An 18,938-nucleotide genomic window follows, 5' to 3' on the forward strand; every position below is an offset into this window, starting at 1 on the left:
GAAACATATGTTAAAGTATCTTCTTTAGATTCGTGTTAATTTTCTTAATAGCTGCATTACTTCTGTATTTCTGTCTGCAGATAATTTTTTCCAACCTTCTTAATAATGTAATTTTATTCATATATACATAAATATATAGTTTAATTAGGTCCTTCGAACAATATGGTAATCTTCCCTTATAGTATAGAATTTTCAAATTCTAATATGTTAATCAATTGTTGGATTTTCTAAGCAATTTAACATACTAGTGGCAAATTAATATTTATTCGGTTTACATTATTGGGTATAAATGATAATATTGTATTGTTCAAAATACAGTTTTATCAGAAAAACCATAAAATATTAAAGAATGAAGGTGATGATGCTTGAGTGTATTAATCAATAAATTTAAGGAAGTATCTTTATCAGTCCTGCCTATAACCTTGATAGTAATTATACTAAACTTTACTGTAGTACCGATTAAGACAGAAATGCTTATTAGATTTATAATAGGTGCAATATTTGTTATTATTGGACTGGGCATTTTTTTATTTGGAGCTGAAATCGGTATTGGACCTATAGGTAATCTTATGGGGGAAACAATTGCAAAAACCAATAAATCATATTTAGTAGGTCTTTTAGGTTTTGTCTTAGGTTTTCTTATTACAGTAGCAGAACCTGATCTTCAAATACTTGCCCGCCAAGTAAATAATGCAACTGGAGGAATTGTATCTGGCTCTTTAATTCTTATTATTGTTTCCATAGGAGTAGGAGTTATGGTAGCCATAGGACTACTTAGAATACTATATGAAAAGCCATTAAACAAATTATTTACAATTGTATATTCTATTCTCTTATTATTAGGTATTTGTGTTTCTGAAGAATTTCTAGCCATATCTGTAGATGCATCAGGGGCTACTACTGGAGCTATGACTACTCCATTTATATTAGCCCTAGGACTTGGTGTTTCACAATTAAAAGGCGGAAAAACATCAGAAGAAGATAGTTTTGGACTAGTAGGCATTGCATCAACTGGACCAATACTTGCAGTTATGATAATGAATATAATAACAGGTACAAATAATATACAAGGGCAAGCAGAAGTGTTTGTGCCATATACTGGAATATTTACTCCCTATCTACAAGAGCTTCCAAAGTTAATGAGAGAATCAATTATAACACTATTACCCATATTTATATTATTTTTAATTTTTAACCTAATTAAATTTAAACTGAGTAAAAAAAATAGAAATAAAATTCTAAAGGGACTTATATACACATATATTGGACTAGTACTGTTTTTATCAGGGGTCAATGCAGGATTTATGGAAGTTGGTAGAGTTATGGGTCATGGTATTGCAAATCTTGAATCTTCTTGGATGCTTCCAACTATTGGATTTATATTAGGTATGGTAGTTGTACTTGCAGAACCAGCAGTATATGTACTTACAGAACAAGTAGAAGATGTAACATCAGGACATATTAGAAAGAACATGATATTAGGAACATTATCTCTTGGAATTGCCTTTGCAGTAACAATATCTATGCTAAGAATAATGATACCCAACTTAAAACTATGGCATTTTTTACTACCGGGATTTGGGTTAGCTACTTTTTTAAGTTATAAAGTACCACCTATTTTTGTAGGTATAGCTTATGATTCTGGCGGTGTTGCCTCAGGTCCAATGACAGCTACATTTATCTTGGCCTTTGCCCAGGGAGCTGCTAATGCAATTCCAACAGCAAATGTACTAATAGATGGGTTTGGTGTTATTGCAATGGTTGCCATGACTCCATTAGTTGCTATACAAATCCTTGGTCTTCTATTTAAAATTAAAGCAAACAAAGGAGGTGCTGATCTTGATGAATTTAATGAATAAAAGGTACTCGTTGTTTTGCATAATAGTAGATTTTGAAAAAGGAAGCAAAGTTTTAAAAGAAGCAAAAAAATTAGGTGCAACTGGTGGAACCTTCTTTCTAGGAAAGGGAACAGTTAATGATCACTTGCTTGATATATTGAGTCTTAATGAAATTAGAAAAGAGATACTTATAATAATTATTAATGAGGAATTAGAAGATACAATTTATAATGGATTAAATAAAAAATTTTCATTAGACAAACCTAATCATGGTATAGCTTTTTCTATGCCGATTAAAAATTGTATAGGGCTTAAAAATTTTAGATATATAGCAAATCCTGAAAAGCGAGGTGTGAAAAATATGGAATATGAAGCAATATTTACAATCGTTGATAAAGGGTTGTCAGATGAAGTTTTAGAAGCAGCTAAATCTGCTGGTTCAACAGGTGGCACAGTTATTCATGGGAGAGGATCCGGAACACGAGAAAATGCAAGATTATTTAACATTGAAATAGAACCTGAAAAAGAAATTGTACTAATCCTATCAACAATTGAAAAAACAGAATCAATAGTAAATTCCATTAAAGAGAAGCTGAATATTAATCATCCTGGAAAAGGTATAATCTTTGTACTAGATGTAAACAAGACACTAGGATTATTTGAAAAATAACATTCATAATAATAGAACCTTACAATCTTAAGTTCGTGCTTTTAGTATAAGAGCTATAGCTCTTTCTAACAAAAAATATTCAATTGGAAATAAATGATAAATTTGTATCTTGATTTTAGTTTGCCAAAGTTTTAGGATAATATACATAAACTCTTATAACTTTGGCAATAATTCTTATAATGGATAAGTGGGCTTAAATAGTTAATTGATTAAAGATATAATCCAACTTTTAATTGCAAAAGGATATTTGGTATTCCACTTTTCTTCGAGTTCTCCTAATGCTTCATAGACAACCTCTTCATTGGTAGCTGTGTACACGCCTTTAAAATCTCTTACAAAGTCTTATTTATCTTTATAGCTATAACATATTTTTAAAAAATTTCTAAACTGATGAATCATAGTTAATCATTTCTCTTAGAACTTCTTTTAGTAATGTAATGATAAAAATACTCCTTTCTGGTTTTTATTCCTATTTTAATTCTTGCCAAAAAAGAGCATTTATTTACACTATTCCTTATAGGTAGACTAATAGTACTTGGATGCCTGACTTAATTAATAAATGATTTAATTTTTCGATACACAGTTTTTACAATAAAATATATTGAAACTATAAATGTTATCAAATATGATGTGAAAAGTTGCTCAATTAAGTTCCCAATAGGAACTAAAAAAATAGCTGCAAGTATGTAGCTAATAAGAGAAGCTAAAAATAAAAAAACAATATGGATTATCAAAAATTGTTTTGCATTTATATTGAACTTCTTATTTATAAGCATAATAAAACAAAATAAGTTAATACAAAAAATTATATATACTATAATATTATTAGCTTTGGATATATTAGTACTAATAATAAACTCTGAAGGATATGTTTCTTTGATTAATGGAAATGAGTTCCCTAATGAAGAAAATGATTCTCTTAATTTCAAATTATATATTTCTAAACATACATATATTAAATTAAGTAAAGAAAAAATCAACAAATAAAACTTTAAGATTTTTTTATTTTTATAGTTAATATTTTGTTTTAAACTACATAATAATTTCTTCATGAATATAGGCCTCCTTTTTTAAACACTATATTAATCAATTGCAACTATCCAATTATTAAAAAAACGTATTTCAAAAAATTTATAAATATCTACTGATTTTAAGTTTCTATCACGGTTTATAACTAACGGCTATCTACTTTTACAACTACGATTTTAATAATATATTGTCAATACCTGCTATTATTGAGGGCGCACAAATTAAATTTATCCCATAAAATATAAATAATCATAGTTTGTGCTTCTATATATATATATATATCTTGAGTCGAAGGAAAACTATGTAACAAAAAAATAGACATAAAAGCAGAATTTTATTTTCTAGGTTAAACCATATATTATATTAAAATTACATTTTATACGTCAATAACTGCCATTAATTCATTCCATAGATTACTTTCATGCTTTGTACTTAAAGTAGTAATATACTGTGCACCTTGAATATTCTAATGTATTCCTGATTGAACCATCCTCTCTTGTATAACCATTTTATTGCCACTTTCAATTGCACCACTACCAATAAAAACCCTTGTTCTCTAAAATTTTTATAATCAATTTTATGTTGTTTTTTTATCATATACTCTGGTAATTTTACCACCCCTTCGGACAAATCAGTAATCTTTTTTTCAGTAACCTTATCAATAGCTTCTTCAACTCTTCCTTCAGTTACAGATTCTAAAACTTGATTTACTTACCTTCTACCAAAAACTTCATCCATGAGATACAAACAGTAAACATACTTGTGTATATTTTCACTAAGGTGATAATAATAAAGTATGTGTATTCTATCAGGAAATAATTTCTCACAAATCTTTGTTATCCCATTGAACTCCATCTCCAATAACTAAAACTTTTTTAATATATCCATATCCAGCTTTAATTCCTAGTAAAAAAAGCATTTTTTTAAAATTCTTCAGCACTTCCAAAATGTGTAATGTACTCATTTTTAGTAATAATATAATCTCCGTTTTTTTCCATAAAAGCTTTTCGTCTTCTTCCATAATATTAGTGAAAACCATAAGATCATCCATTTCAATGTATAAAGTTTCATCACTTTTATCTCTATCTAAAAACCTTTCATATACTTTTTCAGGATTTTTGTATAATATTTCTGCCTCTTTAAGATCCCTTTAGTATACTTTTTTTACAATTTGTTCAGAAACCTGTTCAATGGTGGTAGAGCTTATTTTAAGTCCTTTGTATTTTTCCAGATATTTTGAAGCTCTTTCAAAATATCTGGAATTTTGCCCTGAGTAAGCAATTAACTCCATAAATCGTTTTATTACTAAACGTTCTTTATTAATATTAAGCGACTCATCAGTATATCCAATACTTTTATGATAATACCTACAAAAATAATAATCTCTTATACTGGTCAATGGTCCCTTTATAGTCAATATGCTTATAGGAACATTTGCTTTATTAAATCTCATTTTACCTCGACATGTTGGACATCTTATGGACTCTCAATCATCATCTTCTTCCTCATCACTTGATTCTTCTCCAGCATCCTTTAATAATTCATGATCAATATTATCTGATGTTTGAATGATGATATCTTCTATTTTATCAATAGTTAGTTTTCAGCTAGTCTTGCTTCTTTAATATCTAATTTATGTTTCCTTAAAATTTATATGATTCGTTCCCCAAATGATGTTAATTTCATTATCTATAACCTCCATTTTTTATTGTTAAGGTTATCATAGATAAATGTCTTTCCTATTTTTCAGAGAAAATTATAGCAACCTAGGTTGATAATTTATTTGTTTCTACATCATTCTTTATATGGGGAATTAATCTTCAAATCAATTAAACGAATCCTATTATTAATTTAATATTTATGAGAATATATTATCATAACCAGATAAACTTGTAAACTCAGGATTTATATGGTATTCTATTTATAGATTGTTGAATAAACAATAATTGTAAAAACAAATAAACTTTTCTTTTATACCCAATAGATGAATTCATGAAAAAATATCAATACACGTTAAAAAATATTCATAAATGCTAATAAATTTTATGTCTATTAATTTAAAAATTCAATATTCATAATATAGATAAACAACATGAATAATTAAAAAATAATAAATGTATTTCATTTTGATATTTTCAAAGACTGCTAGTAAATCATATAAAAAAAGGAGATCTAAAGCTTCAAGAAGCTTTTAAAAAAACTGCTAGTCTACTAGACATTATTGAGAACACCTCAGGTACAGTATTGTATGTTCAAGATGAACCAAAGTTAGAGTAGAGTCCAATAGAGCACCCACCTGCAATAGAAAGAAATGGTACTCTTAAGGGCGTTAATATTATTGGAGCTACTGAAACTAGTAAAAATTTTAACTCCGTTGTAAATATATCTTTCTGATGAAAGAATTAATTCTAATGAAATTATTAAACTTTTAAAACACTTACTATACATTAACAAGAATAAAAAAGTATTTATGATTTGAGATAATGGTAGAGTTCATACTTCAAAAGCTGTTGAAGAATTTATCAAACAACATGAAGAAGATCTATTTATATTGAATCTTCCACCTTATTCACCAATGTCGAATCCACAAAAAATGTATGAAATAAGCCAAAATCTTATTTCTATGAATATAAAGCAAGATCTTCTATTAATTGACATTAAAGACTTTATTTAAATTATTTTAATCACACGAATTTTAACAAATCCGAAACTAAATCTCTCGTTAATGCTAGATCTTATTATAAATATTGTAATTTTTGAACTTGTTTATCTATATAATGTAGTTAAATTTGTTGTTATAATATATTCTTTAAAGTTAAATAAAAATCTAATTATTCAATAATCTATATATAATTTAGATCATAGGAGGGCTAAATTTATGAAAAAAAATCTTATTATCGTATTAGCTTTTTTTATTAGTTTAACTTGCTTATCGAATCAGATGGTATATGCTAAAAAATTATCACAAAATAAAGAATATTTTGAGTTAGAAACAAATGAGTTTGGTGTTAGTTCATTATTTTTCAATTTTATAAATAATTGTTTTATGAATTTAGATGGGGTACAGGTGATCGATATTAACGGCTTAGATGTTACTAAAAACTTTATTAATGAGACCTCACACTATTATTCTTCGAAAGATTATGAGGCTATTCAAAACTTAATCATAAGTAAAAAGCTTTTAGTATCTTATGAAAAAATAATACCTGAAAAAAATTATAATTCAGATTCACAAATAATGAGTATTAAAACACAAACTGTCAAGAAAACTTTTTATCATAATGAATGGGACTTAAAACATAAATTCAAGAAAGAGTGGACCTCTACTTTAACTGGAAAATATTCATATAATTTTAACACCCGTCGCATTGTTTCAGCTAGTAGTCCAACAATCTCTTTTAATACAAATTTTGGGGCTGCATTTGTCCCTAGTATTAATAATATACGTACCAATTATTCGCTTTCTAACTCTGGAATGAGGCTTACTTTTACAGGAAGTTATAACATGAACGCAACTTTAGGTATCCCTATTGGCGATCTTGAAATAGGATATCCTATTCATTTTGGTAATTTCCGCGATATATTTGACGTTTAAATATATCAAGTAAAAAATTTGAAAACCTAAGTCTATATCTTTAGAGCCTGAGATTCAGGCTCTTTTTTCTATATTATTTATATATGAAAGCATAAGTTATCCTCCAACTTCAAAAGATAGGGGATATATATTATACTATTTTCTGTTAGGAATTTTGTAATTCTCTAGAATTGAATCTGACTAAGGTAATAGCTAATCCAACTCTTCTAAATTTTCTAGATCTATATTAGGTGATTTTTCTAATAGATATGTTAAATAGTAAACGGTTTCGATTTAACATTGTAAAAAAATCCTTATAACGGCTTTAAAAGTACTTTCATTAAAGTTAAGAACGTATTTCAATTGTTACCTTACCTACGGTAATTTTTAATGCTAAAAATGTTTCTTTATTCACTGCTATTTCTTTAGGAATAACAGATACCCATTTTGTTTCTTTAGAATCCCCGTTAGGATTTTATCTCTTTTCTTTATTGAATTTATTAATATAATACCTAAGTTTATGAAAAAAACACCTTTTTATTCAGAACATTTAACAGCCGTTAAGCTGCTACTTCTGCAATCTTGAATTCGTTCAGTCCAAAGTTTTCTATCTTCATCTTTCATCTGAAATAACCCTCTTATTATTGTTTAAAGGTATTATCTCATAGAAATTATGGGTTGAAAATGTGGCTTAGCTTGAACACTTAATTAATAATATCCTGTGATTTTTCTACTAAAATATCAGTTCCATAAATTGAGGCTTCAGTATATATTTTCATATACCCTCCACTTTCACGTTCTTTTATAATATAAGAAATTTGATTTTTATCTAATAGATCCTTTATTAAATTCATTTCATGGTTATCATTGACGATCTTTAAAAGTACTATTTCTAAATCACTCTCAGAATTTTTTTATGTAGATATAGCTATAGATATTATCAAGACAATTAATACTGCTATTATTGTATGTTTAATTGTCTTATTTATATTTCCTAAAGCATAATCAGTAGAAATTCCTACCCCTACTTTCCAATTTGATTCTTCTATATTTCCAAAAAAGAAAAATCTATCCGCTCCATCATAGTCTTTTATTTTTCTATCTTTTATATCTAATTTCTTGCCTTTAGTTATGTATTTCGTTTTCCCATATAATATTTCATCAATATTATATAATTTTTCCTCCTTTGGTTTAAATTTTTCATTTAAATGGGTTACAATATTTCCTTGATCATCAATTAAAAAAGCATAAGAACCTTTTCCTAGCTTTACAAAAAATACTAAATCTATTAAATAATTAATTATAGATATAGATAAAACGCTTATAATACATACTAATACCGTAAATAATACCATCTTTCCTTTTAATTTCACATATAATTTCTTCTTTCATTTTTATTGTCGGCAACATTTTTTTAAAAATATTTACTATTTTCTTTACATTTAGTTAATTCTATATAAATAATAATTTGAAACCTTGTAATTTTTTAACAAATAGTGTGATAACCAATTAGATACCTTGTTCTTAATAAATTCTATAGAAAAATCCCTTATTTATCTTTTAAAGTTTCTTCTATCCATATAAAGTCATTCTAGCCACCCTATTATTTCTAAATCAAAATTATAATCTGCCCTTTGAATATCTTCAATTACTTTATCCCCACACTTCACTAGATAAGGTTTCCCCAAACAGTATAATCTCTAGTCTTAGAGCTTCAGCATATAATCCTGATATATTTTTCAAATATGCAAATATATAAAAATAAATAATAACACTTTTCTTTTAAAGAACCTCTTATTAATATGAAACATATAATATTATAGAACTATGAAAGGAGTGGACATTATGTATGATAATTACAGATCATATTCCTGTCCTTACTGGAATAATAGACCAACACCCTATCCAGACTATTGGAGATATCCCATCAAATTGAAAGATTATGGCCCATGTCCCTTTGTAACCAATATTGAGGAGGCTGCAAAGCAAAACAACTATTTCCGTATAGCATTATGGACAGGAAAACACCTACAGCTTACATTAATGAGTATTAATGTTGGTGATGATATTGGCTTAGAAATGCATTCTGACCTAGACCAATTTATCCGTATTGAAAAAGGTCAAGGAATGGTTCAAATGGGAAATAGAATGGATAGCTTAGATTTCCAAGCAAGGGTCTATGATAACTATGTGATATTTATACCTGCAGGTACATGGCACAATCTAATCAATACAGGTTGTGTGCCAATTAAACTATATTCTATATATGCTCCTCCTGAGCATCCTCATGGTACAGTCCATAAAACTAAAGAAGATGCCGAAATGCATCACGACCACTACTAGATAATTAGAGTTTGAAAAGATAGACAAAATAGGTTTCCTGTCCATTAAAAATAATATTGTAGCACTTGGTTTGCATATTCAACATTTTGTTGGAAGCCTTTTTATCAATACCTCAAATTTATTTCTCTAACTATGTGTATTAAAAGTAGACTTGAGTCTTTTCTTACTCAATAAGCTAATATTTAAACGGAAATATTAATATCTTATTTGATATTTTGCTATCCTTTCTTATATCATATTCAAATATAGTAATGACAGGTTATTGGTAAAATATGTGAAACATAAATATTATAAAAAAAGTGGTCAACTTCCTAGAGTTTTAGTCCATTGGAAATTGACCATATTTTATAATATCCACTAATATAACAAACAAAACACCCCAGTGGCAAATTAAGTTTAATGCAATTCAACAATGTCTGTAGCAACTTTATCAATAAATTTTTTATCATGCTCTACAAGAATCATTGTAGGAGCATATTCTAATATCATATTTTCAATCTGAATTCTAGATATAATATCAATATAATTTAAAGGTTCATCCCAAATATATACATGGGCCTGTTCACATAGAGATTTTGCCAACAGCACCTTTTTCTTTTGACCACTGCTGTAGCATTCCATAGGAATATCAAATTGTTCTCGCTGAATACCCATTTTGCGGAATATAGTTAGAAACTGTGTCTTATCGATATTACATTCACTAATAAATTCAAATAGATTACCCTTTAAAAAATTAAAATGCTGTGGCACATAAGATATTATTAGATTTTTTGCTTTCCATAAATGTCCACTTGTTTGCAACTTTTCACCTAAAATGGCTTTTATAATACTAGATTTTCCACTACCATTATTGCCTTGTAGAACTAAACACTCTCCTTGGTTTACCGTAAAAGATACTGGTTCTAATGTTTGAATACCATCATAGTATAATGTAAAGTTTTCTGTTTCTATAAGAGTATCTGCATGATGTTCTAAGGAAACAACTTGTAAAGGATCAATTTCTTCAATATTTTTTAACAACTTATGTTTTTTCTCAATAGCAACTTCATAGCGTTTTTCCATGTTTTTAGAACGTTTCATCATTTTAGCTGACATATGCCCAATATATCCTCGGTCTACAGGACCTTGCCCAATCTTCGTTTTCTCTACCTTGTCTGACCATGTGGCTTTTTCTCTTGCAGATTCTTTTAATCTTCGTATTTCTTTTCTAAGTTTTTCATTTTGCTCTAGCTCGAATTTATCTTCTAAATGTTTATTATGTTGCCATGTATCGTAATTACCTTTAGTAAGAACAATTTTATTCTTTTCAATAGCTAATACATGGTCAATTGAAACATTTAAGAACTCTCTATCATGGGATACCACTATAAATCCTTTTTTCTTCGCGAAATACTCAGCCACTAATTTTCTACCATGAACATCTAAATGATTGGTAGGTTCATCAATTAAAAGAAATTGGTTTTCTGCAATAAACATGGTGGCAAGGAGTATTTTAGTTTGCTCTCCATGGCTTAATGTTGAAAAAGGACGGTATAATACTTCTTCTTTAAGTTCCAATAAATTCATTTCTTTTTGTAATTTCCACAGTGGAAATTCTCCCTTCAATGTTTGTATAACCGTTATAGTCATATCTTTTGGATTCTCTACCACATAAGGAAAATACTCAAAATTTACAGAAGAATGAATACTACCCTTATAGGGGAATTTTCCCATCAAAAGTTTTAAAAATGTAGATTTTCCATATCCATTACGACCAATAAAACCTAATTTCCAATTTGTATCTAATTGTAAATCTACATGGTCAAAAATTGGTTTTAGACTCCCAATATGAGTAAATGTTAAGTTTTTAATATCTATTAATGACAATTTATTTCACTCCTTTTTTATAAAGAATTTTAATTTCAAAAAACTTATTCCTATACCTCATCTCCATAAAAAATACAGCTAAGAGCAAACTCTCTTAGCTGTACAAAAAAGGATATAAAAAAAAGATGATAAAATCATCTTTTACGACATAAATATATTCAAAAGAGATTTCTCGCTAAAATTAGACACAAAAATACAACTACTATATTTTTGCCTCTATAAAATTTTCTTATTTAGCAAGAAATAAAATCATTAGCAACCTCCAAATTTTATGTTCAAATCAATTCTATCATATTTAACATAAAGCTACAAGTACTATTTTAAAAATTAGTATTAAAAAACGAAAATTAATCTATTTACCAATTAAGTTTATCATGATATATTAAAAATATACATCAATACTTAAAGAAAAAAGATATTATATAATAAAATCATCATAAAAGCTTATTATAGGGGGAAGTAAAATGTCCAATAAGATTTCAAAAAAAAGAAAAGCTATTTATTACATAGGTTTAGTTCTCATAATTATTGGAATTATATTGTTTATCTCTAATTTCTTTATAGATATAGAATCTGATTTTGTTGAAGGTCCATCAAGTTTTATTCGTAGACCATTAATTGGAATGGTCTTTATAACTATAGGTAATATACTGATGAGTATTGGTGCTAAAGGAACAGCAGGGTCAGGTCTAATACTAGATCCAGAAAAAGCCAGAGAAGATCTAAAACCCTATAGTGCTGCTAAAGGTAGAATGATAAATGACACTATAGAAAACATTGATATGGCTAAAGATATGGCTGAAAGCAAAGGAGAAAGTCAAGTTAAAGAAATAATAAAAATTAAGTGTAAGAATTGTGGTACACTTAATGACGAGGATGCAATTTTTTGTAAATCCTGCGGAAAGAAAATTTAAAACTTCGTTATGTTACAGGAAGAAAATAATATGCTTCTCTTAAGGTGGATGGATTAAATAATAAAAACTATCTAAACAGAGTCCTACCGCATTTATTAATTCTTTTTCTTTATCAGCCTTCCTAGAAAAATCTAATAAATTGTATATTATATTTTGCGAACTTTCTATGTTATTATCTATCTCATTAATTATCTCTATTATTTCTTCTCCCGAATCATTTTCTATATCTTCGATTTCTACAGTATGTTTCAATAAATAGCTACAACCTTTTATTACAGATAAAGGATTTTTTAATTCGTGAGTTATACCTACTGCCATTTGATCAATACTTGCTAATTTTTCCCTCTGATAAAATTGCTTATCAATTACCACTTTTTCTATAGCTTTTACACTATAAACTAAGACTTCATCTAAATTATTTTTATTATCGAAAATAGAGAAAGTCCAAACATGGAGAATATCTTGTCCAAATATTATTTCTCTAAAAGATTCTTTTCCTATATTGAGAGTATCATTTATAGGACAATCTTTATAGGGTTTTTATCCAGATTTAAAAAATTCATAACATTTATAGGATGTAAAATCCTCTTGTAGATTTTTAGTTATTTCTTTTCCCTCTATCATATCCTTCATAATATTTTTATATTAAATATTATCACTTAAAATAAAAATATTTCTATAAAATCTTTCACCCTTACCTAAAGGTTCAAACTCATATTTAGGATGGTATATAATCTCCTCATCATAATCTATAGGAAAACCATAACCAAATTTATCTATTTGAAAATCAGCAATAGTCTCCTGTAAACGTTTTAAAGTTATATCTGCAAAAATTACATAAGAAAGTTCATTATCTATATAAACAGGATAAACACAAGTAACTATCCAGCCCCTACCTGCCCAATCATAATACGGTTTTGTCCAAACTGTTTTTTAGATGGGTTTAAATCTTTTAAAGCTATTTTAAAATAGATAGAAATGACAGATGTTTAGTTCAAAGAAAATCAGGATGGAAACCTATAGTACTTGGACCAGAAGATATTAAAAAGCAAAATGCATAATTTTCATATAATGTTTAAAATGCTCTCATCAACGGGAGCATTTTTATATTTATGGAAGTCAATTCTTTTTATTCCATATAGACTCGTATAATGTTATGACGTTTAACAGGCTAATTCTTTCCATATCTTAATGTTAACAACCGAACAATAATATTTGCATTTATTTTTTTAAGTTTATTTGAACTTCTCAATATACTTAGAGCAACTATTGCTCCACATACAAAGTTAATTTTAGTTATTATTTTAATATCAATGATAGTAATATTTATAATAATAGAAATAAGCAGATAAATCAATTTGTTTTTATAGGTAAATATACTAACATAGAGCTCTCATATTAAGACGATGAAGATTATTTTAAATATCTGCTATGACAAACAAAACATCCCTATGGCACATTTGTTGTATTTACCATAGCATCATAAGTAGCTTTTTTACCTCTTTTAAAAAGCTTTTTATTTATAATACCTGTCTGTTTTATGTAATCTAAAATCTGAATTTCTGTAAACAAAATTCTACTTAAAATCTTTGGTTTTAAGTAGAATTTGTTTACATGATTTATTTTTTACCAATTAAATATCCCTATTTAAACCTTCTTATTTGCATTTCTATTCAACTTCTGATTCTAGTATATCATTGCTTAGAACAATTGTCTAAAACTATCAGAAAATTTATAAGTATATGGTCTACAAGAATGTTAATCACCTTTTAATTAAGAGTAAATGGTATATCTTACAATTCTATTGAACTATGCTCGTTAATAATTATAAATCTTTGAAAATGGGTATAAGCGAATAATTAAAGTACTCAAATTTATATACTTATTTTTCCACATATGAATCAGTAATTTTCTTACATAGTTTCATAAAACAATTCAATTCTTCTTCTGTCAATGTATTCTCAATTAAATGCATGATTTCATTTCTAAACTTTTCTGATCTCAAAAGAAAATTCTTACCATCAGGAGTAATAAAAATATCATAAGCTCGTCGATCAGTTTCCTTCCGTTTTTGTATGATGTATTTCTTCTCTAAAAGTCTTTTTGTTAACTTAGATATTCCAGCCTGTGAAATCCCTCGAATTTCAGCTAACTCTTTAGTAGTTTTAGGGCCTTGCTTATCTAAAATATCTAATACATTATACTGAGCTGTTGTCACTCCCTCAATATTAAAGCGATTAATATTACTTATAATCATACATTGAAAAGGTATATAGTGATCTTCTAGTTCTTTTTTCGTCATAAAGATTCTCCTTACTTAATATATTTCTTTAAATATTGTGCTGTAATAGAGGAATTGCAATTTATTAAATCCTTTGGTAATCCCTCAAACATAATCCTACCACCATTCTGTCCTGCAAAAGGTCCTAAATCAATAATCCAATCTGCTTGACTAATGACATCTAAATTATGTTCTATCACAATTACGGTGCTGCCTTGTTCAACAAGGCGGTCTAAAATTTTAAGAAGCTGTGATATATCTGACATATGGAGTCCAGTAGTTGGTTCGTCTAATACATAGATATTTCCATTACTTTCAAGCTCATCGGCAAGCTTTATTCTTTGCAACTCACCACCAGACAAAGTATTTAATGGCTGCCCAAGTGTAATATAAGTTATTCCTACATCTGCCAGTCTTTTTAATACTGTTGATATTTCTTTTTCATGGAAAAAATCTAAAGCTTCATCAACTGTCATGTTTAAAACTTCACTTATATTTTTGCCATGTAATTTGTAACTTAATGCTTCATCTATAAATCTATTACCTTGGCAAACTTCACATACATTTACCACCGTATCCATGAATGCCAAATCTGTATATGTTACTCCCAACCCTTTACAATTTGGACAGGCTCCTTGTGAATTAAAGCTGAATAGAGCAGGTTTTACATTATTCGCTTTCGAAAACAGCCTTCTTATTATATCAAACATTCCCGTAAAAGTAGCAATATTAGAACGTTTTGAGGCTCGAATTGGCTTCTGGTCAATAAAAATCGTTTCAGGATAAAATTTAGGTAGCACATGATTGATTAATGTACTTTTCCCTGAACCTGCAACTCCAGTTACTACTGTCATAACCCCTTTTGGGATAGATATGCTAATATTTTTTAGATTATGCAAATTTGCATCTTTCAGAGATAACCATCCATTTGAGTTTCTGACATTCTTTTTTAACTGTGTTTGAGTGCATAAATATTTTCCTGTAGTTGTACCTGAGTGCACCAAGCCATTAAAATCACCTTGATACATGATTTTACCACCATTTCTTCCAGCTCGCGGTCCCATATCAACGACATGATCTGCAATTTTAATTACATCAGGATCATGTTCAACTATTAGAACGGTATTTCCCTTATCACGTAAAAGTTTTAATAGAGTGTTAATTTTATTTACATCATGATGTTTCACGACTTAAATTTAAATAACCTAAGCCAATTGAAACTAAATGCTCTAGCTGATTAGTTATAGCCATAACCATGGTTGCTGCTTTTGGGTCTTTAATAGTGCTGATAAAATCTAGCAAATCAGTAATTTGCATTTCAACACAGTCCGCTATATTTTTATTATTTATTTTACACTGCAAAACAGTTTGATTTAATCGAGTACCTCCACAAACAGGACATATTTCTTTAATAACGATCCTATCAATTTCTCTTTTATATTTGGTTGACTCGCCCCCTTCTTTTTTTATGAAACTTCTTTCAATTCTTGGAATAAGGCCTTCATATAGTGAAGTTTTAGGCCATTCTGGATTAGAAGTAGTTACTTTAATATCTGACTTATATAAAAGCAGTTCCAATTCATTATCTGTAAAATCTTTTATCTTTTTATCATTATCAAAAAAACCTGAATGGATATATCTTTTTAATCTCCATCCCCCTGGCTCAAAAGTTGGAAATAAAATTGCACCCTCATTGAGAGATTTATTTCTATCTAACAACCGTTCAATATCTATCATATCAATTCTGCCTAACCCATCACATTTTGGACACATTCCCGAAGGATTGTTAAATGAGAAAGCATCAGAGTAACCAATAAATGGTTTCCCTATACGAGAAAACAATAATCTTAGCAATGAGTATATATCTGTGATCGTTCCAACAGTTGACCTTGCATTTCCTCCAATGCGTTTTTGATCTATAATAATTGTAACAGATAAATTTTCAATAGCATCTATCTTGGGCTGACCATAGTGAGGCAAGCGATGACGAATAAAACTTGAATAAGTTTCATTTAGCTGTCTTTGTGATTCTGCCGCTATTGTATCAAATACTAGAGATGATTTTCCTGAACCTGAAACTCCGGTGAAGACAGTTATTTTTTTCTTGGGAATTTTCACATCGATATTTTTAAGATTCTTCTCTCTAGCTCCAACTACGTGTATATATCCTTCATTATTTTTCTTATCCATAAAAATCACCTTTCAAAAAAATTAATATCTCAAAATCAAATTGAATAACCTAGTAAATATATAACTGAGTTATTTAATTTTACTACTTTTCTTTTTAGTTTGCAATAACAATTTTGAAACTTACAGTTTTGATGTATTTGTCACTATGGAGGTGAATATCATTTAGTGAAATATTGTAATTATTATCATTAAAGAATGTTAAAACAACGGTGTCAAAAATAGCTATTCTTGACACCGTTGTTTTTATTATCTTCTTTTTTATAAAAAATAACATATTATTGTCCTTGCGATAATTACCTTAATACATCATCATTATTTTTTTCTATACGCCATACCAGTAATAACGCCATCTGTGTCTCTTGAGAAAACTAAAATATTATCTTCATCAGTATATCTAATATCAGAAAATCCAACTTGACCTTCTTTAAATAACATCTCAGCTGGTGTTACAGTTTCATGTCTATTAAAACTATAAATAATCATACCCTCCTTGTCAGGAGTAACTTCTTGCACAGATTCTGGAATAAGTGTAGCTCCTGCTAATAAAGTTTCTATATCTACTAATTCCTCTTCTATGTCCTCTTGATCTGACGTCTGTTGATCAGCCAATTTCTGAAGATATTTTTCAGCTTTCTCGTGATTACCTTTTGATGGATCTATAGGCAAATCAAATAAGGCATTGACCCCCTCATAATCAACGTTACGAGTAATCTCACCCGTTTCTAAATCGAAATTATATGCTTTAGCATCATAAAATTGGGTAGAGGTAACACTTAAATATAAACCTCTATCTGCAAAAATTTCTATATCATCACACTCTATAATTCGGTACATTATACCATCTTTTACAAACTCACTGTAACCACCATTCATTGTAATAATGTTAAATCTATTAGGATCCTGACCTTTTATAAGCGGCGAAACAAAAAACGGTACCTTGCCGTATTCTTCATCACGTGTATCTGGCATTGGTGTATCATCTACATTTGCAATAGATACTACTGCATAACTTCTCTCGGGATAAATGTTCTCAACATTGCTTTGAAAATCACTTATTTTTTTACCTGATATAATGCCAAGTAAAGTCACTTTATAATCACCACTAACCTGAGTCTTATTGATGGATAACGCATCTTCACCCTCAAAGGCAGTAGCAAGACCTTTATCTCCCAAGTTTTCTGCAACCTGTTTTGGTGTAAGTAAATGCCAAGCCGCAAATGCTGAAATTGATGTTGTTGCAATAATTATTGCAAACATCGCTGCAACTGATATTCTTTTTTTATTTACACGTTTCATACTATTTTTCCTCCTTACTTTATCAATAATTTGTTGATTCAAACTGTCTTCTGGTTCATTATTAGAAGACATTACTTGCCATAGCAATTCATCTAATTTTTCAAAATCCTTCATAGCCATTAACCTCCATATATTCTTTTATTATTTTTCTAGCCTTGTAAAGTCTACTCTTTACGGTCCCAGTTGGAATCTTAAGTGAGGAAGCAATATCCTCAACTGATAATCCAACAGTGTAATACATATATAGGGGTATTTTCAATTTGTCATTCAATGATTCCGAAGCCATATCAATCATTGTGTGAAGTTCATTAGTTAGTGCAACAAGCTCTGGCGTGGTTGTATCAATCATATGAGACGCATTATTAAAATCATCTTGAAACGCCACTATTTTTGCAATATTATGTCGCCAACCAAATTTTCGCTTTTGATTTTTCCAAGTATTGGCTGCAATAGCGATAAGAAAGCCTTTTGGATTTTGAGCATTATCTATTTTATGACACAATTCCGTCGCTCTTAAAAAAGTCTCTTGATACAAATCATCTGCCTGATGTTTATCCCTTGTTAACTTATAACAAAATCCATAGACGTCTTTACCAAAGCTTTCAATTAAATGACTTAACTCTGTAACATCCAATCTGTTATCCCCTCCTTTTCTCTAGTTTTACAACTTCTTCAAACTTAAAGAAAGTCCATGTATTAATTACCCCTTCATATATATATTGTAATAACTTCTAATCTGGTTCATAAAACTTTATTATTTGTGATATAAAAATAGACTAACTTAGTAAAAACCTTGTAATATAAAGGTTTTCTAATTTAGTCTAATTATAACAGTATTGTGAACCCTGCATGACTAAAATCAAGTACTTCTAGCATCACTACTAAAAGTTCCTGCTTCATTAACCTCGCAACCTACTGGCTCTACAGGCGTTAATTA

Annotated in this window: 17 protein-coding genes and 2 pseudogenes; 6 read left to right on the forward strand and 13 right to left on the reverse strand. The window is 28.6% G+C overall.

Translation table 11 applies throughout. The annotated features are described in order from the left end of the window. The first annotated feature begins 365 nt into the window (after positions 1-365). Together NSA23_RS02685 and NSA23_RS02690 are read left to right on the forward strand one after the other, a co-directional pair. On the forward strand, positions 366-1,859 hold the full coding sequence (locus NSA23_RS02685) for a DUF1538 domain-containing protein (protein ID WP_042681252.1): 1,494 nt from the start codon (positions 366-368) through the stop codon (positions 1,857-1,859). After that, positions 1,843-2,508, forward strand: coding sequence for a P-II family nitrogen regulator (locus tag NSA23_RS02690; protein WP_050069827.1), 666 nt, complete (start codon positions 1,843-1,845; stop codon positions 2,506-2,508). The genes NSA23_RS02685 and NSA23_RS02690 overlap by 17 nt, the downstream gene beginning before the upstream one ends. Before the next feature lie 222 nt (positions 2,509-2,730). Here the strand turns inward: NSA23_RS02690 and NSA23_RS16680 are convergent. The 3 genes and pseudogenes from NSA23_RS16680 to NSA23_RS02700 all read right to left on the reverse strand — a co-directional run. Next, positions 2,731-2,907 (reverse strand): annotated as a pseudogene (locus NSA23_RS16680) (transposase); the annotation flags it as partial. A gap of 1,453 nt (positions 2,908-4,360) precedes the next feature. Further along, entirely contained in the window at positions 4,361-4,588 is a 228-nt protein-coding gene (locus NSA23_RS02695) for a hypothetical protein (RefSeq protein WP_257490092.1), read from the reverse strand. A 99-nt stretch (positions 4,589-4,687) separates the two neighbouring features. Then, complete coding sequence (locus NSA23_RS02700) at positions 4,688-4,990, reverse strand: hypothetical protein (protein WP_042681246.1); 303 nt, start codon at positions 4,988-4,990, stop codon at positions 4,688-4,690. A 1,038-nt stretch (positions 4,991-6,028) separates the two neighbouring features. Here NSA23_RS02700 and NSA23_RS16685 point away from each other — a divergent pair. Together NSA23_RS16685 and NSA23_RS02705 are read left to right on the forward strand one after the other, a co-directional pair. Then, positions 6,029-6,211, forward strand: a pseudogene (locus tag NSA23_RS16685) (hypothetical protein); the annotation flags it as partial. A 204-nt stretch (positions 6,212-6,415) separates the two neighbouring features. Beyond that, complete coding sequence (locus NSA23_RS02705; RefSeq protein ID WP_042681244.1) at positions 6,416-7,132, forward strand: hypothetical protein; 717 nt, start codon at positions 6,416-6,418, stop codon at positions 7,130-7,132. 683 nt (positions 7,133-7,815) lie between these two features. Here the strand turns inward: NSA23_RS02705 and NSA23_RS02710 are convergent. Then, entirely contained in the window at positions 7,816-7,965 is a 150-nt protein-coding gene (locus NSA23_RS02710) for a hypothetical protein (RefSeq protein ID WP_147524984.1), read from the reverse strand. Positions 7,966-8,025: 60 nt separating this feature from the next. Next, the gene (locus tag NSA23_RS02715; RefSeq protein ID WP_042681240.1) at positions 8,026-8,484 is read right to left on the reverse strand and encodes a PDC sensor domain-containing protein; all 459 of its coding nucleotides are present in this window, start codon (positions 8,482-8,484) and stop codon (positions 8,026-8,028) included. Between the two features lie 559 nt (positions 8,485-9,043). Between NSA23_RS02715 and NSA23_RS02720 the strand changes: the two genes are divergently transcribed. Further along, a complete protein-coding gene (locus NSA23_RS02720) occupies positions 9,044-9,454 on the forward strand; it encodes a cupin domain-containing protein (protein WP_246119197.1) in 411 nt (136 codons plus the stop codon). A gap of 396 nt (positions 9,455-9,850) precedes the next feature. Here the strand turns inward: NSA23_RS02720 and abc-f are convergent, their stop codons facing one another. Next, a complete protein-coding gene (gene abc-f / locus NSA23_RS02725) occupies positions 9,851-11,320 on the reverse strand; it encodes a ribosomal protection-like ABC-F family protein (RefSeq protein WP_042681236.1) in 1,470 nt (489 codons plus the stop codon). A 464-nt stretch (positions 11,321-11,784) separates the two neighbouring features. Here abc-f and NSA23_RS02730 point away from each other — a divergent pair, with 464 nt between their 5' ends. Beyond that, positions 11,785-12,234 (forward strand): zinc ribbon domain-containing protein, encoded by a 450-nt coding sequence (locus NSA23_RS02730; RefSeq protein ID WP_042681234.1) that lies wholly within the window; start codon positions 11,785-11,787, stop codon positions 12,232-12,234. A 39-nt stretch (positions 12,235-12,273) separates the two neighbouring features. Here NSA23_RS02730 and NSA23_RS02735 read toward each other — a convergent pair whose 3' ends face one another. From NSA23_RS02735 to NSA23_RS02765, 7 genes are all read right to left on the reverse strand, one after another. After that, on the reverse strand, positions 12,274-12,606 hold the full coding sequence (locus tag NSA23_RS02735; protein WP_042681232.1) for a histidine kinase dimerization/phospho-acceptor domain-containing protein: 333 nt from the start codon (positions 12,604-12,606) through the stop codon (positions 12,274-12,276). Positions 12,607-13,683: 1,077 nt separating this feature from the next. Next, positions 13,684-13,806 carry a hypothetical protein gene (locus NSA23_RS02740; protein ID WP_257490093.1) on the reverse strand — a complete coding sequence of 41 codons (123 nt, stop codon included), beginning with the start codon at positions 13,804-13,806 and terminating at the stop codon, positions 13,684-13,686. Positions 13,807-14,116: 310 nt separating this feature from the next. Further along, entirely contained in the window at positions 14,117-14,536 is a 420-nt protein-coding gene (locus NSA23_RS02745) for a MarR family winged helix-turn-helix transcriptional regulator (RefSeq protein ID WP_042681230.1), read from the reverse strand. A gap of 11 nt (positions 14,537-14,547) precedes the next feature. Beyond that, positions 14,548-15,579, reverse strand: a complete 1,032-nt coding sequence (locus NSA23_RS02750; RefSeq protein WP_257490094.1) for an ATP-binding cassette domain-containing protein — start codon at positions 15,577-15,579, stop codon at positions 14,548-14,550. 109 nt (positions 15,580-15,688) lie between these two features. After that, positions 15,689-16,705 (reverse strand): excinuclease ABC subunit UvrA, encoded by a 1,017-nt coding sequence (locus tag NSA23_RS02755; protein WP_257490095.1) that lies wholly within the window; start codon positions 16,703-16,705, stop codon positions 15,689-15,691. A gap of 312 nt (positions 16,706-17,017) precedes the next feature. Next, positions 17,018-18,115, reverse strand: coding sequence for a DUF4179 domain-containing protein (locus NSA23_RS02760; RefSeq protein ID WP_050069783.1), 1,098 nt, complete (start codon positions 18,113-18,115; stop codon positions 17,018-17,020). After that, positions 18,102-18,635: an RNA polymerase sigma factor gene (locus NSA23_RS02765; protein WP_042681227.1), complete on the reverse strand. Its 534-nt coding sequence runs from the start codon at positions 18,633-18,635 to the stop codon at positions 18,102-18,104. Before NSA23_RS02765 ends, NSA23_RS02760 begins: the two co-directional genes overlap by 14 nt. Positions 18,636-18,938 lie beyond the last annotated feature (303 nt).

The organism is Anaerosalibacter massiliensis (assembly GCF_024623155.1).
GTDB classification, from domain to species: Bacteria; Bacillota; Clostridia; order Tissierellales; family Sporanaerobacteraceae; genus Anaerosalibacter; species Anaerosalibacter massiliensis.